Annotated in this window: 16 protein-coding genes; 7 read left to right on the forward strand and 9 right to left on the reverse strand. The window is 71.3% G+C overall.

Annotated elements, in window-relative coordinates:
- Window positions 1–103: 103 nt before the first annotated feature.
- Window positions 104–1,531 carry an aldehyde dehydrogenase family protein gene (locus tag WBK31_RS27255; RefSeq protein ID WP_364070845.1) on the reverse strand — a complete coding sequence of 476 codons (1,428 nt, stop codon included), beginning with the start codon at window positions 1,529–1,531 and terminating at the stop codon, window positions 104–106.
- A gap of 289 nt (window positions 1,532–1,820) precedes the next feature.
- Here WBK31_RS27255 and WBK31_RS27260 point away from each other — a divergent pair, with 289 nt between their 5' ends.
- Window positions 1,821–2,447 carry a TetR/AcrR family transcriptional regulator gene (locus WBK31_RS27260; protein ID WP_364070842.1) on the forward strand — a complete coding sequence of 209 codons (627 nt, stop codon included), beginning with the start codon at window positions 1,821–1,823 and terminating at the stop codon, window positions 2,445–2,447.
- Here the strand turns inward: WBK31_RS27260 and WBK31_RS27265 are convergent.
- Complete coding sequence (locus WBK31_RS27265; RefSeq protein WP_364070839.1) at window positions 2,413–3,915, reverse strand: PucR family transcriptional regulator; 1,503 nt, start codon at window positions 3,913–3,915, stop codon at window positions 2,413–2,415. The two genes, WBK31_RS27260 and WBK31_RS27265, sit on opposite strands and share 35 nt — an antisense overlap.
- 115 nt (window positions 3,916–4,030) lie before the next feature.
- On the opposite strand from WBK31_RS27265, the gene gabT reads away from it, so the two are divergent.
- Window positions 4,031–5,359, forward strand: a complete 1,329-nt coding sequence (gabT, locus tag WBK31_RS27270) for a 4-aminobutyrate--2-oxoglutarate transaminase (RefSeq protein WP_378786948.1) — start codon at window positions 4,031–4,033, stop codon at window positions 5,357–5,359.
- A gap of 159 nt (window positions 5,360–5,518) precedes the next feature.
- A complete protein-coding gene (locus WBK31_RS27275; protein WP_364070835.1) occupies window positions 5,519–5,770 on the forward strand; it encodes a hypothetical protein in 252 nt (83 codons plus the stop codon).
- 137 nt (window positions 5,771–5,907) lie between these two features.
- Here WBK31_RS27275 and WBK31_RS27280 read toward each other — a convergent pair whose 3' ends face one another.
- From WBK31_RS27280 to WBK31_RS27295, 4 genes are all read right to left on the reverse strand, one after another.
- A complete protein-coding gene (locus WBK31_RS27280) occupies window positions 5,908–7,074 on the reverse strand; it encodes an extracellular solute-binding protein (RefSeq protein WP_406673399.1) in 1,167 nt (388 codons plus the stop codon).
- 97 nt (window positions 7,075–7,171) lie between these two features.
- Complete coding sequence (locus tag WBK31_RS27285) at window positions 7,172–8,689, reverse strand: CoA-acylating methylmalonate-semialdehyde dehydrogenase (RefSeq protein ID WP_406673400.1); 1,518 nt, start codon at window positions 8,687–8,689, stop codon at window positions 7,172–7,174.
- Window positions 8,689–9,969 carry an aspartate aminotransferase family protein gene (locus WBK31_RS27290; RefSeq protein ID WP_406673401.1) on the reverse strand — a complete coding sequence of 427 codons (1,281 nt, stop codon included), beginning with the start codon at window positions 9,967–9,969 and terminating at the stop codon, window positions 8,689–8,691. Before WBK31_RS27290 ends, WBK31_RS27285 begins: the two co-directional genes overlap by 1 nt.
- A 93-nt stretch (window positions 9,970–10,062) precedes the next feature.
- A complete protein-coding gene (locus WBK31_RS27295; RefSeq protein ID WP_406673402.1) occupies window positions 10,063–11,523 on the reverse strand; it encodes an MFS transporter in 1,461 nt (486 codons plus the stop codon).
- 55 nt (window positions 11,524–11,578) lie between these two features.
- Between WBK31_RS27295 and WBK31_RS27300 the strand changes: the two genes are divergently transcribed.
- The 3 genes from WBK31_RS27300 (at window position 11,579) to WBK31_RS27310 (ending at window position 15,598) form a co-directional block, all read left to right on the forward strand.
- Window positions 11,579–12,277 (forward strand): TetR/AcrR family transcriptional regulator, encoded by a 699-nt coding sequence (locus WBK31_RS27300; protein WP_406673403.1) that lies wholly within the window; start codon window positions 11,579–11,581, stop codon window positions 12,275–12,277.
- A gap of 12 nt (window positions 12,278–12,289) precedes the next feature.
- On the forward strand, window positions 12,290–13,918 hold the full coding sequence (locus WBK31_RS27305; protein WP_406673404.1) for an AMP-binding protein: 1,629 nt from the start codon (window positions 12,290–12,292) through the stop codon (window positions 13,916–13,918).
- Between the two features lie 66 nt (window positions 13,919–13,984).
- Window positions 13,985–15,598, forward strand: a complete 1,614-nt coding sequence (locus tag WBK31_RS27310) for a PucR family transcriptional regulator ligand-binding domain-containing protein (protein ID WP_364070816.1) — start codon at window positions 13,985–13,987, stop codon at window positions 15,596–15,598.
- Window positions 15,599–15,694: 96 nt separating this feature from the next.
- Here WBK31_RS27310 and trpS read toward each other — a convergent pair whose 3' ends face one another.
- Complete coding sequence (gene trpS, locus WBK31_RS27315) at window positions 15,695–16,657, reverse strand: tryptophan--tRNA ligase (protein WP_364070813.1); 963 nt, start codon at window positions 16,655–16,657, stop codon at window positions 15,695–15,697.
- Window positions 16,658–16,914: 257 nt separating this feature from the next.
- Between trpS and WBK31_RS27320 the strand changes: the two genes are divergently transcribed.
- Window positions 16,915–18,384, forward strand: a complete 1,470-nt coding sequence (locus WBK31_RS27320; RefSeq protein WP_364070810.1) for a phosphodiester glycosidase family protein — start codon at window positions 16,915–16,917, stop codon at window positions 18,382–18,384.
- 141 nt (window positions 18,385–18,525) lie between these two features.
- Here WBK31_RS27320 and WBK31_RS27325 read toward each other — a convergent pair whose 3' ends face one another.
- Window positions 18,526–19,218: a DUF6348 family protein gene (locus tag WBK31_RS27325; RefSeq protein WP_364070807.1), complete on the reverse strand. Its 693-nt coding sequence runs from the start codon at window positions 19,216–19,218 to the stop codon at window positions 18,526–18,528.
- 274 nt (window positions 19,219–19,492) lie between these two features.
- Window positions 19,493–21,766, reverse strand: coding sequence for a tetratricopeptide repeat protein (locus tag WBK31_RS27330; RefSeq protein ID WP_406673405.1), 2,274 nt, complete (start codon window positions 21,764–21,766; stop codon window positions 19,493–19,495).
- Window positions 21,767–22,063: the final 297 nt, after the last annotated feature.

Below are 22,063 nucleotides of genomic sequence, written 5' to 3' on the forward strand. Positions count from 1 at the left end.
CCCCTAAGACGGGCCCCTAAGACGGGCGGGGTGGCGGGCGCGCTGCGTCACCCCGCCGCACCACTGAGCTCCAGAGCCGGCGACCCGCCGCACCACTAAGGCGTCAGAGCGTCAGCCCGGTCAGGACCATGACCTTCTCGTACGTCAGGTCCTCCATGGCCGAGTGCAGCCCCTCGCGGCCGACGCCGGAGTCCTTCACCCCGCCGTACGGCATCTGGTCGGCCCGGTACGACGGCACGTCGCCGATGATCACGCCACCCACCTCCAGCTCCCTGTTGGCCCGGAAGGCGGCGTCGAGCGAGCGGGTGAACACGCCGGCCTGCAGCCCGTACTTGGAGTCGTTGACCATCGCGTACGCCTCGTCGATGGAGGCGGCCCGCTGGAGGATCATGACGGGCCCGAAGACCTCCTCGCAGGCGACCTTCGCCTCGCGCGGCACGTCGGCCAGCACGGTCGGCTCGATGGTGGCGCGGTCCCTGCCGCCGCCCGCGAGCAGGGTGGCGCCGGCGTCGAGGGCCTCGCGCACCCACTGCTCGACCCGCTCGGCGGCGGCCTCGGAGACCAGCGGCCCGACCTGGGTCTTCTCGTCGGCGGGGTCGCCGGTGACGAGGGAGTTGACGGCGGGCAGCAGCCGCTCGACGAACGCGTCGTAGACCGGCTCCTCGACGATCACCCGCTGGACGGCGATGCAGCTCTGCCCGGCCTGGTAGTTGGAGTAGAGCGCGATGCGCTGCGCGGCCCAGTCGAGGTCGGCGTCGGCCAGCACGACGGCGGCGGCGTTGCCGCCCAGCTCCAGCGTCACGTGCTTGCGCGGCACCTGGTCGGCGATGGCGTAGCCGACGGGCGCGGAGCCGGTGAACGACACGACGGGCAGCCGGGGGTCGGTCACGAGGGCGGAGGCGCGCGCGTTCTCGATGGGCAGCACCGAGAACATGCCGGCGGGCAGGTCGGTCTCGGCCAGGATCTCGCCGAGCAGCAGCGAGGACAGCGGGGTGGCCGGCGCGGGCTTGACGACGACGGGCGCGCCGACGGCGATGGAGGGGGCGACCTTGTGCGCGACCAGGTTCAGCGGGAAGTTGAACGGGGTGATCGCCAGCACGGGGCCCTTGGGCACGCGGGTGACGTAGGCGAGGCGCCCGTTGGCCGCGGGCTCGGTGTCGAGCCGCTGCACGCCGCCGGACCAGCGGCGGGTCTCCTCGGCGGCGAAGCGGAACGTGGCGATGGCGCGGCTCACCTCGCCGCGCGCCCACATGATGGGCTTGCCGTTCTCGGCGGTGATGAGGTGGGCGATCTCGTCGGCGCGCTCGGCGATGCGGCGCGAGACGTGGGCCAGCGCCTCGGCGCGCACGTGCACGGGCAGCGCGGCGGCCTCCTTCGCGACCGCGTGCGCGGCCGCCACGGCCTCCTCCACCTGGGCGTCGGTCGGCACGGAGTGCCGCCCGACCTCGCGGCCGTCGTGGGGGTTGGTGACAGTGAGCTCGGTCTCCCCGGTCGCGGCGCGGCCGGCCAGCCAGAAGGTACGCACGTCCATACCTCGACGTTATGCCACGGCCGCACGGGGGATTTACACCACGATGCACAAGACTCACACGAGGGCTCACCGTTAAGTACAAGCCCCGTTGTATACCCATGATGTAACAGAAGTAGACCCAATTCGGGATGTTTACCATGCGGAGTGGTTTGAGGGATCTCCGCCATGGCTAAGTCATCGGGTGCGGGTCTCCAGCGCGGTGGGCCCCCGATCAGAAAGGCGTGGGCCCCGTGACCGAACGACGTGAGGTCACAAGGACGCATAGCTCCTTGGCCACTAAGGAGGTCTCATGACCTCGGCGCCTCTCGGACTGCAGGGTGCGTACTCCCAGGGTGAGCGCGCCAGCCATGACGAACTCCGCTCGCGTCTGCTCGACGTGGCGGTCAACCTGCTCCAGAGCGACGGGCCCGACAGCCTGACCATGCGCAGGATCGCCGCCGAGGCCGGCTGCACGACGACCGTCATCTACACGATGTTCGGCAACCGGGAGGGGCTGGCGGAGGCGCTCTATCTGGAGGGGTTCGAGCGGTTCCGCCGGTATCTGGAGGCGGTGCCGCCCCGGCGCAATCCGTACGAGCACCTGACGGCGCTCAGCCCGGCCTACCGGCAGGCGTGCCTGTCCGAGCCCGGCTACTACAGCCTGATGTTCGAGCGGGCGATCCCCGGTTTCGAGCCCAGCGAGCGCGCCAGGACGCTGGCGCGTGCCGCGCTCAACATCCTCGATCGGGTCATCGCCGACTGCATCTCGGCCGGCTACCTGGTGCCGACGCAGCCTCGCAAGATCGCCGACGCGCTGTGGTCGGCCGCTCAGGGCGCGATCAGCCTGGAACGGGCCGGGCACCTGCGCGACGGCCGCACCTACGAGGCGGTGACGAACGCGGTCATCTGCTGCTACCAGGTCGAAAAGCCGGAGTAGCCCGCCGCTTGGCCCGGGGGCGGCCCGCCGCCTCCAGGGCGAGCCACAGCTCCGCGCGTACGCCGGGGTCGTCGAGGTCGCGGCCGAGCAGCTCCGCGACGCGCCTCATGCGGTAGCGCAGCGTGTGGCGGTGCACGCCGAGCCGCTGGGCCGCCGCGTCCCAGTGGCCGTTGCTCTCCAGGTACGCCCGCAGCGACTCCACCAGGTCGGCCCGCGAGCCGTAGGCGTTGAGCGGGGCCAGCACCGCCGTGGAGAACGCGTGGGCGGCGGCCGGGTCGAGCAGCGCGAGCAGCCCCTGCCCCGCGAGCTCGCCGAACTTGACGACCGGCCCGCGCCGCGTGTCGCCGGCCGCCTCCAGGGCCCGCCTGGCCTGGTCGAGCGCGTCGCGCAGCGAGCCGTAGCCGGTGGGCAGGCTCACGCCGACCGGCACCCCCGCGCCCAGCGCCACCTCCTCGGCGTCCTGCTCGGGTACGAGCGCCACGACGTCGGGCACGCCGGTCAGCGCGGCGTAGGCGACCGGCTCCAGCGCGTCGAGCGCCTCGGGTCCCGCCGCGAGCGCCACCACGGGTGCGGCGGGCAGCCGCCCGCCCAGCCGGCCGAGCACCGCCCTGGCCCGCTCCTCCTCCCCCGCGAGCAGCAGTTCGAGCACGGCGGCCCGCAGGCTGCGCTCGGCGGCGCGCTGGGCCCTGCCCTGCTCCATGGAGAGCGTGAGCAGGGAGCCCGCCGCGTTGATCACGGTGTGGGTGACGGGTGAGAAGGCGTGCTCGGCCCCGACGGCGAAGAACCCGCGCGGCCTGCCCCCGCCGCCCAGCGGCTGCACGACGATGTGCTCGCCGGGCGCGGACAGCGCGAGACTGGCCGGCATCCGCGCCTCACCGGCGGCCGGCACGGGCTCGAAGGGACGGCCGCGACGCCGGGACAGCTCGGCCGCGACCGCCTCGGTCCGCGCGCCGGGCGTGGCGTGGCGGACCTCGCCGGACTCGTCGAGCAGCGCGGCCCACCCGCCGACCTCCTTGGCCAGCCGGTCGATGACGGCCTCCACGCCCTCCTGGCGCAGCGCCGCCCGCGTCAGGCGGCCCTGGGCGGCGAAGGCGCGGCTGATCTCCTCGTACTGCTCGGCCGCGAGCAGCTCGCTGACGGCCTTGCCGATGGCGATGAACGGCATCTCGCGCGGCACTTCGAGCAGCGGCAGCCCGGCCGCTTCTGCGGCCTCGACCAGTCCGGGCGGCGTCTCCTCGTGCGAGACCCCGACGCCGAATCCGAGCCCGGCGACCCCGCGCCTGACCAGCCGGGCGACGTAGCCGGACAGGTCGCCCTCCATCCGCAGGCCGGTGGTGAGCAGCAGCTCGCCGCCCTCCAGGTAGGGCGTCGGATCGGACAGCTCGCTGACGGCGACCCAGCGTACGGGCGCGTCGAGCACGCCGGGCCGCGCGGTGCCGGCCAGCGGCTTGAGTTGCATGCGACGCATGACGGTCTGGAGCGTAGGCGGCATGCGAAATTGTCCATTTCGGCTAAGAGGACCACTCCCAGTGTGACATACCGACGTATCGGCGCAGGTGGGAAGCGCCCGTAGCGTCGGTGGCATGAGCATTCCCCAGGAGCGGCGCGTCGTGACCGCCATCCCAGGCCCCAAGTCGCAGGAGTTGCTGGCCCGCAAGCAGGCCGCCGTCCCGCCCGGCGTCGGCACCACGCTGCCGGTGTTCGTGACCCGCGCGGGTGGCGGCGTGGTGCAGGACGCCGACGGGAACTCGCTGATCGACTTCGGCTCCGGCATCGCCGTGACGAACGTGGGCAACTCCGCGCCCAGGGTCGTCGAGCGGGTGCGCAAGCAGGTGGCCGACTTCACCCACACCTGCTTCATGGTCACCCCGTACGAGTCGTACGTGCGGGTGTGCGAGAAGCTCAACGAGCTGACCCCGGGAGAGCACGAGAAGCGCACGTTCCTGGTGAACTCGGGCGCCGAGGCCGTGGAGAACGCGGTCAAGATCGCCCGTCACGCCACGGGCCGGCCCGCCGTCGTGGTGTTCGACCACGGCTACCACGGCCGCACGCTGCTGACGATGACGCTGACGGCCAAGAACATGCCGTACAAGCAGGGCTTCGGGCCGTTCGCGCCGGAGGTCTACCGGGTGCCGCTCGCCTACCCGTACCGGTGGCCGACGGGCCCGGAGAACTGCGCGGAGGAGGCGGCCGCGCAGGCCATCGACGTGATCACCAAGCAGATCGGCGCCCAGAACGTGGCCGCGGTGGTGATCGAGCCGATCGCCGGCGAGGGCGGCTTCATCGTGCCGGCCAGGGGCTTCCTGCCGCGCATCGCGGAGTTCTGCAAGCAGAACGGCATCGTGTTCGTGGCCGACGAGGTGCAGACCGGCTTCGCGCGTACGGGGACGCTCTTCGCCTGCGAGGACGAGGGCATCGTCCCCGACATCATCGCCACGGCCAAGGGCATCGCGGGCGGCCTGCCGCTGGCGGCGGTGACCGGCCGCGCGGAGATCATGGACAAGGTGCACCCGGGCGGGCTCGGCGGCACGTACGGCGGTAACCCGCTGGCCTGCGAGGCCGCGCTGGGCGTGCTGGAGACGATCGAGGCCGAGGACCTGGTGGCCAAGGCCCGGCGGATCGGCGAGATCATGCTGCCCCGCCTGGAGGCGCTCAAGGAGCGCTTCGACGTGATCGGTGACGTGCGCGGCCGGGGTGCGATGATCGCGATCGAGCTGGTCGAGCCGGGCACCAAGGAGCCGAACCCGGCGGCCGTCGCCGAGGTCGTCAAGCGCTGCCACGCCGATGGCCTGCTGGTGCTGACGGCCGGCACGTACGGCAACGTGCTGCGCTTCCTGCCGCCGCTGGTCATCCCCGAGCACCTGCTCGAGGAGGGCCTTGGCATCCTGGAGAAGGCGATCGCCGACCTCTAGACGAAACCCAACGAAACGGGCATCCAGCTTGCGGCTGGATGCCCGTTTTTGTGGTGTAAACGGCGTCGCATGGGTAGAGAATTCACTCTGACTTGACGCTCTGCAGGACGCTCACGGCCTCAGTCAGGGTTATAACGGTTCCGACATGCGGAGAGTCCCATGGCTGGTGGGAGCGTGATGAACTGGGGTTCGACCAGAGCGACGCAGGACATGCTGACCTTCGATCCTGAGGGCCTGACCTGGGCTCAGCGCGACGGCGACGCCTGCGTCGTCTGCCACAAGAGATGGCCGCGCCCGCGTGTGCGGGTGGGCCGCCTGCCCGACGACGCGCCCGTCCTCGCGTGCGCCGACTGCGCCGAGGCCCTCGTGCCCGCGCCCATGGCCACCGTCGTGGCCTTCCCGTCCCGCTGACGCGCGCGGCCATCGCCCGCACGCGCGGCGAGAACGCCCCGGGACAGCGGGGAGGGCCCGGGGCACCTCTGAGCGGGCCGCGCCCGGCCGAGAACAGGGCGAGCCCGCGGCACCTTCCGCTGGGGCAGCGGCCCCATCTACTTCATGAGCTCCTGCCACCGCTTGACCCAGGTGGCGTAGTCCGTGCATTCCCCGTCGTCCGCGCGGCAATCACCGGGCGGGCGCACCGCGAACTTCACACGATCGAGCCGCTTGCCGTCGCCCATCCCGTACGTCCTGCACATCGCCCTGGCCCGCCCCTTGCACGCCTTCTCACTGGCGGGCGCCATGCCCGTCCACGCGGCGGCGTCGCGCTGCGCGTCGGCCGCGGTCACCCAGTTGAGCCACCGGTAGGCGCAGGTGGTGTCGGGCATGGACGAGGTGAGCATCCAGGAGTCGAGCCACCCGGTCGTCGTGCGCGTCTTGATGGTCTCGACCGGCACCCCGGCCTTCTGCAGGAGCGTCCGGTAGTAGGGGGTGACCTGGGCGTAGTCGAGCGCCCCCGTGGCGAACCCCTTGATCAGGTCGATCGGGTTGCGCCAGTAGGTGCGGTCCTTGTTGCGGTCGAGCAGCGCCGTCGCCTTGTCCAGGTCGGCCTCGCTCAGCTCGTACGGGTCCTTCGCCCCCTCGGCCAGCGCGGCGGCGGCGATCGTCAGCGGGCTGTCCCTGAGCGCCGACCGCGTCGAGGAGAACACGTCGTCGAGCCCTCCCCCGGCGTTGCGGTCGCGGACGAACTCGTCGTACGCCCACAGGTACGGCACCCCGTAGACCTTGCCGGAGACGGTGGTCATGTCGCGGAACCGCTTGTCGAGGTCGTTGTAGCCGCTCACCTTGGCCGGGTCGATGGGCTGCGCCTGCCCGCGCTGGATCAGGCCGGCGGCCAGCGCGGGACCGGCCGTGACGAGGTCGTAGGGCCGGTCGCCGACCCGGGCGGCCAGCTCTTCCGCGGTCTGCGCGATGTCGAGCCTGGCGATGCGGCAGCCGGTCTCCCGCTCGAACGAGCCCACCCAGTTGACCCGGGAGCTGACGCCGCCGTACTCGGCGTAGCCGCGGTAGGTGAGGATCTGCAGCGTGCCGTCGAGCTGGGTGGCGCTCGGCGTGGGCGTGGGGGTGGCGCTGCTCTTGGCGGTGGGGGTGGGCTTGGGCCGTACGGCCTGCTGCCCGGAGGCCGTACCTGCCGTGACGCCCGTGGAGGCCGTCGCGCCCACGCCCGCGACCAGCGCCGTCACGGCGAGCGCCAGGGCATAAGTACGACGACCGTTCACGATGTCCCCCCTTGTCGTCCCCCCTCATCCGTCGTGCTGGAGCTTACCGGGGAGGCGGGCGGGAGGACGCGCCGTTCCTCCCGCCGGTGAGCGCCGCTTACCCGTTCGTGGGGAAGCCCAGGTTCACGCCGCCGTGCGAGGGGTCGAGCCAGCGGGAGGTGACGACCTTGCCGCGGGTGTAGAAGTGCACGCCCTCGGTGCCGTGGACGTGGGTGTCGCCGAACAGCGACGCCTTCCAGCCGCCGAAGCTGTAGAAGGCCATGGGCACCGGGATCGGCACGTTGATGCCGATCATGCCCACCTCGACCTCGTTCTGGAAGCGCCGGGCCGCGCCGCCGTCGTTGGTGAAGATGGCGGTGCCGTTGCCGTATTGGCCGCTGTTGATGACCTTCAGGCCCTCCTCGTACGACGAGACGCGCACGATCGACAGCACCGGGCCGAAGATCTCGTCGGTGTGCACGCGCGACCCGACGGGCACGTGGTCGAGCACGGTCGGCCCGAGCCAGAAGCCGGGCGTCTCGGCCGCCTTGCCGCCGCCGAGCACGGGCGTCTCGCGGCCGTCCACGACCAGCTTGGCGCCCTCCTGGACGCCGAGGTCGAGGTAGGAGACCACCTTGTCGCGGTGCGGCCCGGTGACCAGCGGCCCCATGTCGGACTTGGGGTCGTCGCCGGGGCCGACCACGAGCCTGCCCACGCGTTCGACGATCTTCTCGACCAGCTCGTCGCCGATCGGCTCGACGGCCAGCACCACGGAGATCGCCATGCAGCGCTCCCCCGCCGAGCCGAACCCGGCGGATACCGCCGAGTCGGCCACCAGGTCGAGATCGGCGTCCGGCAGCACCAGCATGTGGTTCTTGGCGCCGCCGAGCGCCTGGACGCGCTTGCCGTGCGCGGTGCCGGTCTCGTAGACGTACTTGGCGATCGGGGTGGAGCCGACGAACGACACCGCGCGCACGTCGGGGTGTTCGAGCAGCCGGTCCACGCTCACCTTGTCGCCCTGCACGACGTTGAACACGCCGTCGGGCAGGCCGGCCTCCTGCCACAGCCGCGCCATGAGCAGCGAGGCCGACGGGTCGCGCTCCGACGGCTTGAGCACGAACGCGTTGCCGCAGGCGATCGCGATGGGGAACATCCACATCGGCACCATGGCGGGGAAGTTGAACGGCGTGATGCCGGCCACCACGCCCAGCGGCTGGCGGATCGAGTAGGAGTCGACCCGGGTCGAGACGCCCTCGGAGAAGCCGCCCTTGAGCAGGTGCGGGATGCCGCAGGCGAACTCCACGACCTCCAGGCCGCGGGCCACCTCGCCGAGCGCGTCGGAGTGCACCTTGCCGTGCTCGGAGGAGATGAGGGCGGCGAGCTCGTCGCGGTGGGCGTTCATCAGCTCGCGGAAGCGGAACAGCACCTGCGTGCGCTTGGTGAGCGAGGCGTCCCGCCAGGCGGGGAAGGCCGCCGCGGCGGCGGCGACGGCGGCGTCCACGTCGGCGACGGAGGCCAGCGCGACGTGGCCGCTCACCTCGCCGGTGGCGGGGTTGAAGATCTCGGCGGTACGCGTGTCGTCGCCCTCGACGAGTGCCCCGCCGATCCAGTGCTTGACGTGCTTGATCTCTGCCATCACCGGTCCTTCGCCTCCGCGTCGATGGTCTCCAGGGCGGTGACGATGATGCCCAGGCCCTCGGTGGCCTCGTCCACGGTGAGGGTGAGCGGCGGCGCCATGCGGATGGCGGTGCCGTACAGGCCGCCCTTGCCGGCCAGCAGGCCCGCCTGCTTGGTCAGCTCCATGAAGCGGCCCGCCTGCTCGGGGCTCTCCAGCTCGACGGCGAACATCAGTCCCTTGCCGCGCACCTCCTTGACCACCGTCAGGCGCTCGGCGGCGGCCTTCAGGCCGCTCATGATGATCTCGCCGGTGCGCGCCGCGTTGGCCTGGAGGTCGTGGTCGAGCACGTAGTCGAGGGTGGCGTTGGCGGCGGCCATGGCGATGGGGTTGCCGCCGAAGGTGGACAGGCCCACCGCGTGGGGGGCGTCCATGAGGTCGCCGCGCGCCACGACGCCGCCCACCGCGAACCCGTTGCCGAGCCCCTTGGCGAACGTCATCATGTCGGGCGTCACCCCGTGGTTGCCGATGCCCCAGAACGAGCTGCCGGTCCGGCCCCAGCCGGTCTGCACCTCGTCGGAGATGAACAGGATGCCCTGCTCGTCCAGCACCTCCTTGTAGGCGGCGAACAGCCCGTCGGGCGCCATCGTGAAGCCGCCCACGCCCTGGATCGGCTCGGCGATCAGCGCCGCCACGTCGTTGGAGACGGAGGTGGCGAGGACGTGGCGCAGGTCGTCGACGCACGCCTTGATGTAGTCGGCGTCCGACAGGCCCCTGAACTGGGCCAGGTGCCTGTCGGCGCCGTGCAGGAAGTGCACGTTGAGCGGGGAGAGCGAGTTGTTCTTCCACGACCGGTTGGAGGTCACGCTGATCGCGCCGAAGCTGCGCCCGTGGTAGCTCTGCCGCATGGCGAGCACCTGGTCGCTCTTGCGCGCGTACGTGGCGAGCAGCAGCGCGGTCTCGTTGGCCTCGGTGCCGGAGTTGGTGAAGAACACCTTGGCGTTCGGGATGCCGGACAGCCTCGCGATCTTCTCGGCCAGCTCGATCTGCCCGCGCAGCAGGTAGACCGTACTGGTGTGGACGACCCCGGTGGCGAGCTGGCGTTCGACGGCCTCACGTACCTCGGGGACGTCATAGCCGATCATGTTGGTCAGGATGCCGGCGAAGAAGTCGAGGTAGCTCTTGCCGTTCGCGTCGGTGACGCGGTTGCCCTTGCCACTGACGATCTCGATGGGATCGTTGTAGTTGAGTGCCAGCCAGTTGGGCATCACTGCCCGATGGCGCGCGAGTAGGTCCGACATGTTGTCGAGTATCCCTTTCCGTTCCGGTGCCCTCCTACGTGCAACGTGTCGCCTAGCCGAGAAAATGCCTTACACCATGCAAACCCGCTGCCGTCAGACCGCGCTGCTCTCCTGGGCGGGCTCGGGAGCCGTCGCCTGCGGCGCCGGGCGCAGCACGCTGACTGCGAGCACGGCGGCGGCCACGCAGAACGCGGCGCCCACCCACGAGCCGAGGTGCATGGCGGAGGTGAACGCCTCGTTGGCGATGCCCGCGAACCCGGCGCTGTGCGCGCCGCCGATCGACTCCCTGGCGACCGCGGGCAGGTCGGCGGGCATCTCGGAGGTGTAGCGCCCGGCCAGCACGCTGCCCAGGACCGCGATGCTGAGCGCCATGCCGACCTGCTGCACGGTGTCGTTGAGCGCGGAGCCGACCCCGGCGTGCTGGACGGGGATGGCGCCCATGAGCGAGGAGTACGCCGACGGTCCCGCCAGTCCGCCGCCGATGCCCATGATCACCAGGCCGGTGAGCAGCGGCAGGTAGCCGGTGGTCAGCGCCATCACCACGAAGCCGCCGGCCATCAGCATCAGGCCGAGGCCGACGAGCGCCCGGTTGCTCAGCCGCTGCCCGAGCCCGGCGCCCACGCCGTTGAAGATCGCGGCGGCGACGGCATACGGCAGCATGGCCAGCCCGGCCTGCATCTCGCCGTAGCCCAGCACGAACTGCAGGTACTGGGTCAGCATGAGCATCACGGCGCCGGCGCCGAAGGACATGAGCAGGATCGAGAACGACGCGCCGCTGAAGTTGCGGCTGGCGAACAGGTGCAGCGGCAGCATCGGCTCGTCCCGCCTGCGCTCCCAGATGACGAACGCGGTCAGCGCGATCACCGCTGCCACGATGACCGGGATGTTCCATTCCCGCTCGATGATCACGTAGACGGCGGCGGTCAGGCCGACGATCGACAGCACCACGCCGACCGGGTCGATCCTGCGGGCGGGGCTGCGGCTCTCGGGCATCAGGACGACGGCGGCCACGATGGCGACCGCCGCCACCGGCACGTTCAGCAGGAAGATCGAGCCCCACCAGTAGTTCTCCAGCAGCAGGCCGCCCAGGGTGGGCCCCGACACCATGCCGACCAGGGCCACGGCACTCCAGGCGGCCATCGCCTTGCGCCGCTCGGCCTCGTCGAAGACCGTCATCAGGATCGACAGCGTGGACGGCATGACGAGCGAGCCGCCGACGCCCATGAGGAAGCGGGCGACGATGAGCTGCCAGGGCTCGGTGACGATCACGGCGAGCAGGGACGCGCCGCCGAAGAACACCAGGCCGATGATCAGCATGCGGCGGCGGCCGTACTTGTCGGACAGGCTGCCCGCGGTGAGCAGCAGGCCGGCGAAGGCCAGCACGTACGCGTCGAGGATCCACTGGATGTCCGACGGCGTCGCGCCCATCTCCTGGTTGAGGGACGGGATGGCCAGGTTGAGGACGGTGTTGTCGATGACCAGGACGAGCAGTGCCAGGCAGAGCGCGCCGAGAATCCACCAGCGGCGCTGGTCTCGTACAGTGTTCGAGTTCACTCGCACACTGTACGACAATACTCGCACAGTGTGCGAGTGGATTTATCCTTAGGCCATGAGCAGCAAGCCGTTCTCCTCCGTCTGGCTCCGCGAGCCCCGCAAGAGCGCCGCCGCCCCGGGGCGCAGCAGGGAGGAGATCGTGGCCGCCGCCGTCGAGCTGCTCGACCAGGAGGGCCTGAGCGGCCTGAGCATGCGCAAGCTCGGCGCCCGGCTGGGCGCCGGTGCCACGAGCCTCTACTGGTACGTCGCCAACAAGGACGAGCTGCTCGAACGCGCCTACGACCAGGTGTGGGGCGAGATCATCGTGCCCGACCCCGACGACGTGGGCTGGCGTGACGCCGTCTCCGCGCTGGCCTACGGCATGCGCGCGACGATCCTGCGCCACCCGTGGTCGGCCGACCTGATCGGCCGCCTGCCTGCGCTCGGGCCCAACTCGATGCGGGTCGGCGACCGCATCCGCCGCATCTTCAAGGCCGCCGGCTTCCAGGGCCTGGACATCGACTTCTGCGGCTCCACGCTCACCGCGTACGTGTTCGGCATGACGATCCCCGAGATCGCCTGGAGGACCAGCATGGGCGACAAGGACATCGGGCAGATGCGCGACACCGTGCGCGAGGCCGCCGCGGCGCACCCCGAGATGCTGGAGGGCGTCGACACGCTCGCCGACGGCGATCCCGACACCGTGCGCCGGTTGTCGTTCGACTTCGGGCTCGTGTCGTTGCTCGACGGTCTTGAGCGGCGGCGTGCCTCGTAGCAGTATCCCGGCATGAGCGATTTCCGTGCCGCCCGCGACTTCCTTCTCGCCGCCGACCCCGAAACCGCAAGGCGCGACTTCCGCTGGCCGAGACCGGCCGAGTTCAACTGGGCGCTCGACTGGTTCGACGGGGTGCTGGCCGCCGAGACCCCCGAGACCATCGCTCTCAAGATCGTCGGCGAGAGCAGCGCCGTCTACACCTTCGCCGAGCTGTCGGCCCGCTCCAACCAGGTCGCCAACTGGCTGCACGAGCAGGGCGTGCGCAGGGGCGACCGGATCCTGCTCATGCTCGGCAACCAGGCCGAGCTGTGGGAGGCGCTGCTCGCCGCGATGAAGCTGGGCGCGGTCATCATCCCGGCCACCACGCTGCTCACCGCCAAGGACGTCACCGAACGCATCAGGCGCGGCGGGGTGTCCCACGTCATCGCGAACGCCGCCGACGCGGGCAAGTTCGAGGCCGGCGAGTACACGAAGATCGCCGTGGGCGACGCGTTCGGCTGGCTGCCGTACCACGAGGCGTACGAGGCGAGCACGAGCTTCACCCCCGACGCGCCCACCAAGGCGGGCGACACGCTGCTGCTCTACTTCACCTCCGGCACCACCTCACAGCCGAAGCTGGTCGAGCACACCCACGCCTCCTACCCCGCCGGCCACCTGTCCACGATGTACTGGATCGGCATCAAGCCGGGCGACGTGCACCTCAACGTCTCCTCGCCGGGCTGGGCCAAGCACGCCTGGAGCAACGTCTTCGCCCCCTGGAACGCCGGCGCGACCGTGCTCATCCACGACTACCGCCGTTTCTCCGCACCCGCGCTGCTGGAGGTGCTGCGCGACGAGCGGGTGACCACGTTCTGCGCGCCGCCGACGGTGTGGCGGATGCTCATCCAGGAGGACCTCGCCGCCTGGAAGCTGCCGCTGCGCACGGCCGTGGCCGCGGGCGAGCCGCTCAACCCCGAGATCATCGACCAGGTCGCCAAGGCGTGGGGCATCACGATCAGGGACGGCTACGGCCAGACGGAGACCACGGCGCAGATCGGCAACGCCCCGGGCGAGCAGGTCAAGCCGGGCTCCATGGGGCGGCCGCTGCCCGGCTACGAGGTCGTGCTGCTCGATCCGGTCACCGGTGAGCCGGGCGACGACGGGGAGATCTGCCTGCCGCTGGACGACCGCCGCCCTCTCGGCCTCATGTCCGGATATGTCGGCGGATCGGGTGATGCGATGCGCGGCGGCTACTACCACACCGGCGACGTCGCCACCCGCGACGCGGACGGCTACATCACGTACGTGGGCAGGACCGACGACGTCTTCAAGGCGTCCGACTACCGCATCTCACCCTTCGAGCTGGAGAGCGTGCTGCTGGAGCACCCGGCCGTGGCCGAGGCCGCCGTGGTGCCCGCCCCCGACCCGGTGCGCCTGGCGGTGCCGAAGGCGTTCATCCTGCTGGCCCCCGGCTACGAGCCCTCCGAGGAGACCGCCAGGTCGATCTTCGAGCACTCCCGCAGGGAGCTGGCGCCGTACAAGCGGGTGCGGCGGCTGGAGTTCGACGACCTGCCGAAGACGATCTCCGGCAAGATCCGCCGCGTCGAGCTGCGCGTACGCGAACCTCGCCGGGAATATCGCGAAGAAGACCTCAACCCATGACAAGGGCGACAAAGTGTCATGTGCCCCGTGGGCGTTCTTACAAGATGATCGGCTAGGCTCTGCCCCGTGCTCCCCACCATCGCCGACGTGCTCGCCCTGGAGACCGTGCGCCGGGGCAACCCGCGCGTAGTCGCCGGCGCCGACCGCCTCGACACCAAGGTGCGGTGGGTGCACGTCGGCGAGATCGCCGACATCGCTCATCTCCTACGCGGCGGCGAGCTCGTTCTCACCACGGGCGTCGCCCTGCCCGAGGACCCCGAGAAGCTCGCCGACTACATCGGCGAGCTTTCCTCTGTCGGGGCCTCCGGGCTGGTCGTGGAGCTGGGCCGCAGGTTCGTCCGCGAGCTGCCGCGCGCGGTGATCAAGGCGGCGGAGGAGCACGGGCTGCCGGTCATCGTGCTCACCAGGGAGACGCCGTTCGTGCAGATCACCGAATCGGTGCACTCCCGGATCATCGACATCCAGCTCGAGGAGCTGCGTGCCTCCGAGCAGCTGCACGAGGTCTTCACCGAGCTGTCGGTCGAAGGCGCGTCGCCCGCCGAGGTGCTGGCGCAGGTGGCCCGGCTGTCCGGCCGTCCCGTGCTGCTGGAGAACCTCGCGCACCAGGTGCTCGCCTGCGAGGCCGCCGGCCGCGACGCCGGCGAGCTGCTGGCCGGGTGGGAGACCAGGTCGCGGGCGGTCGCGCCGGCCGAGCGCACCGCCTACGATCCGGCCTCCGGCTGGCTGGTCACCACGGTCGGCGCGCGCGGACAGGACTGGGGGCGGCTCATCCTGCTCTGCGACAGCAAGCCCTCGCCGCGCGACATGGTGCTCGCCGAGCGCGCCGCCACCACGCTCGCCCTCGGCCGCCTGCTGGAGCGCCACCAGGAGTCGCTCGAACGCCAGGCGCACGGCACGATCATCACCGGCATCCTCACCCATGCCTACGCCGACCCCGACGAGGCCGCCGCCCGCGCCCGCGCGGTGGGCGTGCCGCTCACCGGGCGCCGGCTGATCAGCGTGGTCATCCGGCCCACCGAGCACATCGACCAGGCGCTCGACGGACAGGCGCGGCTCGGCGAGCTGGCCGAATGCACCGCCGCCGCCTGCCGCGACGCCCGCCTGCCCGCCCTGGTGGGCGCGCTCGACCAGGACCGCGTCGGCGTGCTGCTGCCCCTTCCGCCGCGCACCCAGGCCGAGCCGGCGCTGACCGCGCTGGCCGAGCGGCTGCGCGGGCTGTGTCCGGGCGCCGCGTTCGTGCTGGCGGCCGGCTCTGTCGTCGAGTCCATCAAGGACGTACGCCGCAGCTTCCTCGAAGCCGAGCAGGTCGCCGAGGTGGCGGTCCGCCAGCCCGACGGGCGCCCCTACTACCGCCTGCCCGACCTGCGCCTGCGCGGCCTGCTCCACCTGCTGCGCGACGACGCGCGGCTGCAGACGTTCGCCGAGCGCGAGCTGGGCCCGCTGCTCGCCCACGACGCGCAGCGCGGCGGCGACCTGACCCGCATCCTGCGCATCTACCTCGACTGCGGGCGCAACAAGGCGGTCGCCGCCCAGAAGGCCCACCTGTCCAGGCCCGCCTTCTACGACCGGCTGCGCCGCCTGGAACGCATCCTCGACACCGACCTCGACGACGTCGAGTCCTGCCTGTCGCTGCACGTGGCGCTGCTGGCCCTGGAGTCGTTCCGCCGAGAGGCCCGCTGACGCGCTTGCCGGGTGGCCCGCTCTGGATGGACGGCCCGCCGACGGCGGCGAGCCCGAGGGGGACGAACCGTCGGTGGGCCGATCCGGGCGGTGCCTTCAGAAGCCCATGGCCTGGCGCACCTCCTCCAGCGTCCGCACCGCGCGCTCGCGCGCCCGCTCGTTGCCCTCGGCCAGGATCCGGCGCACGTCACCTTCGTCCAGCTCGGCCCGGCGCTTCCTGATCGGCCGCAGGAACTCGTTGACCGCCTCCGTGGTCACCCGCTTGAGCTCGGCCGCGCCGCGGTCGCCGATCTCCTCGGCCAGCTCGCGCGGCGAGCGGCCCAGGCACAGCCCGGCCAGCGTGAGCAGGTTGGCCACCTCGGGGCGGCGCTCTTCGTCGAAGGTGATGTGCCGGTCGGAGTCCGTACGGGCCTTGCGGATGAGAGCGGCGGTCTCATCTTCGGTGGCCGACAGGGCGATGGCGTTGCCCCTGCTCTTGCTCATCTTGCCGCCGTCGAGCCCCTTGAGCAGCGGCTGCTCGCCCATCAGGGCCTGCGGGAGCGGGAACACCGGGCCGTAGCGCTCGTTGAAGCGCCGCGCCACCAGCCGCGTCACCTCCACGTGCGGGAGCTGGTCCTTGCCCACCGGCACCAGCGTGCCCTTACAGAACAGGATGTCGGCCGCCTGGTGCACCGGATAGGTGAACATCAGCCCGCTCACCGCGCGCTGCGAGCTGTGCGCGATCTCGTCCTTCACCGTGGGGTTTCGCTGCAGCTCCGCCACCGAGACCAGGCTCAGGAAGGGCAGCAGGAGCTGGTTCAGCTCGGGGATCGCGCTGTGCTGGAAGATCACCGCCCGCGCGGGGTCGATGCCGACGGCGAGGTAGTCCAGCACCAGCTCCGTGGTGTTGCGCCGGATCTCACCGGGGGTGTCGCGGTCGGTGATCACCTGGTAGTCGGCGACCAGCACGTACATGGGATATCGGCCCTGCAGCTCGACCCGGTTGGCCAGGGAGCCGAAGTAGTGGCCGAGGTGGAGCGGCCCTGTCGGGCGGTCACCGGTCAGAACGACGTCGTTCATGATCTCTCTCCTGGGTCTCGATGCCGTCCCGGAGAGGACCTGCGTGGTGGCGGGCCGTCTCTGGGACGGCCCCCGCATGGCGAATCAGCGGCCGTCTCTCGGCCGCCACCACATGCGGAAACAAGTCATGTACGCAGGATATCGGAGGTCGGTGTGGATCTCGTAATTTTCCTGAGCCAATTGGCGTGTTCGCCTGCCTTGCGGGGTTTGATCTCGCCAGTATGGTGCGGTCCCTTGTACCGCCCTCTGGAGAGTTCATGTCTCGACGCACCCTCGCAGGCGGCCTCGCTTTAGCCGTCGCGATCACCCTCACGGCGCTGCCCGCCAACGCGGAACAGCGCACGGTACGGTTCCCGTCGGCGAAGTTCCCGCTGGGCGCGCGGCCCGTACCGACCAAGACGGTGACCGCCGTGGCCAAGGGCATCGATCTGTACGACGTCCAGGCAGGCAAGGCCACCGACGGATACACGCTGACCGTCCTGATGCCCAGCGGACGCGACTACGGCATGCAGCACACGGCCGAGGCCGTGGCCGCCGAGGTCGAAGCCGCCGGTGAGACGCCCAGCGTGCAGGAGGTCGTCAGGCCGAGCGTCGCCGACGCGCCCTCGCAGACCGTCTACATGGTGCGCGTCGGCATGTGGCCGCTGAAAGACAAGAAGAAGGCCGAGAAGGCCGCCAAGAAGCTGAAGGAGGCCGGGCTCAAGGTCAAGGTCGACTACCTCGGCGACGACGGGCTGCAGACCACCGGCCCGTGGAGCGCCAAGGTCGTCATGATCGACTCCCGGGTGTTCCGCGGCTCGTACGCCGCCTCGCTCGGCAGGAGCGTCGCCAAGCGCGAGACCGTCTCGTCCATGGTCAAGGCGAGCAAGGCCCTCGTCGGCGTCAACGGCGGCTTCTTCAACATCCACACCGCCAAGGCGCTGCGCGGCGAGCCGGTCGGCGCGTCCGTGGTCGGCGGCAAGCTGCTGAGCGAGGCCGTTCCCGGCCGCTCGGCGGTCGTGCTCAAGGGCCGTACCGCGAAGATCACCGAGCTGCGGACCGACGTCACCGCCATCTCCCAGGACGGCTCCAAGGTCAAGGTCAACGGCGTGAACCGGGCTCCCGCCACCGACGAGCTGATCCTCTACACCGAGGAGTGGGGCGCCAAGACCCCCACCGGCGGCACCGACGCGGTCATCGACGCGAACGGCAAGGTCATCGGCCTGCGCGCCTCCGGTGCCGCCGTCGCCGCAGGGACGCGCGTGCTGCACGCCAACGGCCTGGCCGCCGACTGGGTCAACGAGCACGCCTGGGAGAACTGGACCGTCAAGATAGTCACGCAGGTCGTGGACCTGCGTACCAGGCGGCCGCTCAAGCTCACCCCCGACCTGCACGTCATCGCCGGCGGCGTCGGCCTGGTCCGCAACGGCAAGGTGAAGATCACCGCCAAGCGCGACGGCCACGACTCGGTCAACATGATCCTGCGCCGCCACCCGCGCACCCTCCTCGGCACGACCCGCAACGGCAGCCTCATCCTCGCCACCATCGACGGCCGCCGGCCCGGCGAGAGCGTCGGCGCGAACTTCCATGAGGCCGCCCAGTTCATGCGCTGGCTCGGCGCCACCCAGGCGATCAACCTGGACGGCGGCGGCTCGACGGCCATGGTGGTCGGCAAGAAGGTGGTCAACCGTCCGTCGGACGGCCGGGAACGCGCGGTCGGCGACGCCCTCCTGGTCCTGCCCGAGTGACTGTTGCCGCAAGGGACCCGCACGGCTAGTCCTGCCCGAGCGACTGTTGCCGCAAGGGACCCGCACGGCTAGTCCTGCCCGAGTGACTGTTGCCGCAAGGACCCGCACCACCGCGTGCGGGTCCCTTTGTGCGTCCTCCGGTCAGTCCTCGTCCGGGTGGACGAGCAGCGCGAAGGTGCGAGCGTAGGAGAAACCGCGCTCCGGGCGCGGCCAGTCGAGCTCGGCCAGCGCTCGCGAGGCCGCCTCGTGCCCGACCCCGCCGACGCGGACCTCCGCGACCTCCGAGCCCTCGCCGCCGCCGAAGACCAGCTTGACGCCCACCAGGAGCTCGCGGTCGAACGTGCCCTTGAGCACCGGCGCCAGGTGAGGCAGCAGCGGGTGCTGGACGGCCCACATCTGGACGGCGTCGTGCTCATCACCGACGCCCCAGCCGTTGATGCCGCCGTGGATGACATGCCAGCCGGGCAGCCCGCCGGGGTCGCCGGGGGCGAAGTGGACGGCGTGGGAGCCGTCCTGGACGAGGAGTTCGAGCACGGCGCTGCCGGTCGTGCCCAGCCACATGCGCACGGCCTGGTCGGCGACCTGCTCAGGGGTGGAGCCGTAGCCGGTCACGCAGTCGGAGATCGTGGTCTCGTGCGGCCGGTTGACGTTGAGCACGAAGTCGAGGTCCAGGTGGGAAGGGTGGCCGGTGTGGTCGGCCCCGAGCACGACCGCGAGCGTGCCCGGCCCCTTGGCCATGCCGTCACGCACCTCCCAAGGCGCGCCCATCGCGGCGCTGAGCTGGTCGGCGACCAGGCCGAGCACCATGTCGTCCGCCGGTCGTCCACCGTCCATGCCCTGTCCCTCCGATCGGGTCCGTTTGATCGGCAGCCAGGCTAGCGGCCATCGCCTTATTCCGCATTTGCACCAATCGACTGTGATGACCGGTATGTGGCGGTATGAACGGCATCTCCACCAACGCCGAGCCGCGCTTCGCCCGCTTCTTCGCCTGTGTGGGCTCGACCGTTCTTCGCCTGTGTGGGCAAGTCCGGCACCGCTACCGGCCCCGTTCGTCTCAGTGACCTGAGGAGGCCGCCACTGGGCCGTTCGACGTCGAGGCGGCTGGGCGCTAAGCCCGTTCCGTCCAGTACGCGAGCTGCTCCCTCGTCGACCGCGTCGCCGGATGGTCGGGACCGAGCACGCGTTCCCTGATCGGCAGCAGCGCCGCGTACTGATCGCGCGCCGCAGCGGGATCGCCCGCCCGCCCGGTCCAGTAGGCCAGGTTGGCGCGGGCGGTGAGCGTGTCGGGGTGCTCGGCCCCGGAGACCCGCTCGCGTACCGGGAGCAAGGCCGCGTACTGATCGCGCGCCGCCACTGGATCGCCCTGCTCACCCGTCCACCGGGCCAGCTCGTGCCGGACGGTCAACGTGTCAGAATGCTCGGCACCCGACACCCGCTCCCGAACCACCAGCAACCCCGCATACATGTCCCTGGCCGCCACCACATCCCCCAACTCACCCGTCCACCGCGCCAACTCATGCCGCACCGTCAACGTATCGGGATGCTCGGCACCCGACACCCGCTGCCGGATCGCCAGCAGGTTCGCGTACTGCCGCCGGGCCGCCGCCGCGTCACCCAGCTCGCCGGTCCAGCGGGCCAGCTCGTGGCGGGCGGTCAACGTGGACGGATGCTCCGGGCCCAGCCGTCCCGCGAGCGCCTCGCCGATCTCCTCGTACAGCGCCCGGGCCGTCCGGTAGTCGCCGCTGGCCCCCAGGTACTGCGCCGTCTTGCCGGTCCCGGCCGCCATCGGCGTGAGCACGGTCAGGATGTGCGGCAGCAGCTCGGCGTACCGTGGCCAGCCGGCGGGGTCGGCCGGGTCATCGGGCAGCACCGACTCCAGGAGCATGGCGGCCACGTCCCGCCACCGCTGCTGCTCCTGCGGCGGCAACCGGTCAAGGGTGACGGCCTGCACCAGCCGGTGCACCGACGCCATGCCGTCCGCCGGGTGGCTGATCAGGCTGTGCCCGCGCAGCGCGCTCACCGCCGCGTTCACGGCCAGCGGGTCGCTCGGCAGCTCCTGCAACGCCATCACCGCACTCAGCCAGGGCCGCAGCTCGCGTACCCGCCGCAGCCGCCTGCCCGGCAGCCGCCCGTACGCACGCTGCCGCCGCACATCGGCCGCGAGCACCTCGCGCGGCGCCCGTCCGTCCAGCGGCGACAGCAGCAGCTGGTACGGGATCGGCTCGTGCGAGCAGCAGGACAGCACCCGCAGCAGCGCGATCGCCTGCGGGCTGGTCCGCGCCAGGTTGTCGAACGACAGCTGCCACGTCGTCGTGATCCGCTCCCGATAGCCCCACGGCTGCCCCTGGCCCAGCAGCTCGGCCCGCTGGTCGTGCAGCAGCTCCAGGTACTCGGCAGGGCGCAGCCCCGTCTCCGCCATGAACGCCGCCGCCTGCTCCAGCGCCAGCGGCAGCGCGCCCAGCTCCACCGCCACCGCCGCGGCGCTCACCGCGTCCTCCTGCCCTGACCGCGCCAGCACCAGGTCCACCGCCGGATCCGGATCCAGCACCGGCAACTCCAGCCCCTGCTCCGGCGGCCAGCTTCCCGACCTGCTGGTGACCAGCACATGCCCCGGTCCCGCCGGTGGCAGGAAGCGCCGCACCGTGTCCGCGTCGGGCGCGTTGTCGAAGATGAGCAGCCAGGGTTCGGGACTCGCCGCCAGCGCCGCGTGCACCTGATCCACCGGGTCGGCCGGGTCCTCCGTCTCCCGCACCCCGAGCAGCGCCGCCAGCCGGGCGAACGCCACCGACAGCACCGCCGCGTCCGTGGCCGGCAGTTGCCAGACGAGCCGGTAGTCGTTCTGGTGGCGGTGGGCGTACTCGACGGCCACGCTCGTCTTGCCGACGCCGCCCAGCCCGTAGATCACCACCACGCACGGCCGCCCCGGCCCTCGCCGCAACCGCCGCCCGACCTCGGCCACCACCTCCTCCCTGCCCAGCAGCAGGGGCGTCCGGGGTGCGAGCTGCACCGGCCGCGTCGGCACCTGCGGCCGAGGCTCCACCCGTACGTCGCCCGCGACGTCCACCCGCCCCACGTTCACGGCGGTCGCCCCGTCCCCCGTCAGCGCCACGCCGGGATTGTCCCCTTCGACAGATATGGAACGTTCCACGGCGCTGGATGAATCGGCTGTCTCGTCACGCACCCCTCTCGACGCCCGTACGACCACCATCGTCACCACCATCAACCCCACACCCCCGACGGCGATGCTGAGCAAGCTGTCCATTTCGTCCAGCACCCCGAGCAGGTTGCCGGGCGTCCCGAACATCCCGGCGACGATGTCCACAACCCCCGCGAGCACGAGCGTGCACGCAACCGGTGCGACCGTCCACGCAAGGACGCGCATCCACCGGCGCCGCCGCCTCACCTGCGCCGATACCCGGTCCGAAGAGCGAGAAGGAGTCACACACCCAGAGTGACCGGGCCGCGTGCCCCCCGCCACCGGAAGTCCACCATGCCCGAAAAGCGCCCCCAGCCCCCACCCCGAACCACCGCCCTTGAGTCCCGGCCATCAGGACCACCCAAGCCCCCAACCCGCCAAAGCGCCCACAAGCCCCGCCGCACCCCACCCCACAGGCCCGAGCGGCGCAACCCAGCCCTCGCCGCCACACAGCCGAAGCACCTCACTCGTAGAGAGCAGGCC

Origin of the sequence: Nonomuraea sp. N2-4H (assembly GCF_045291505.1) — a bacterium.
GTDB lineage: Bacteria > Actinomycetota > Actinomycetes > Streptosporangiales > Streptosporangiaceae > Nonomuraea > Nonomuraea fastidiosa.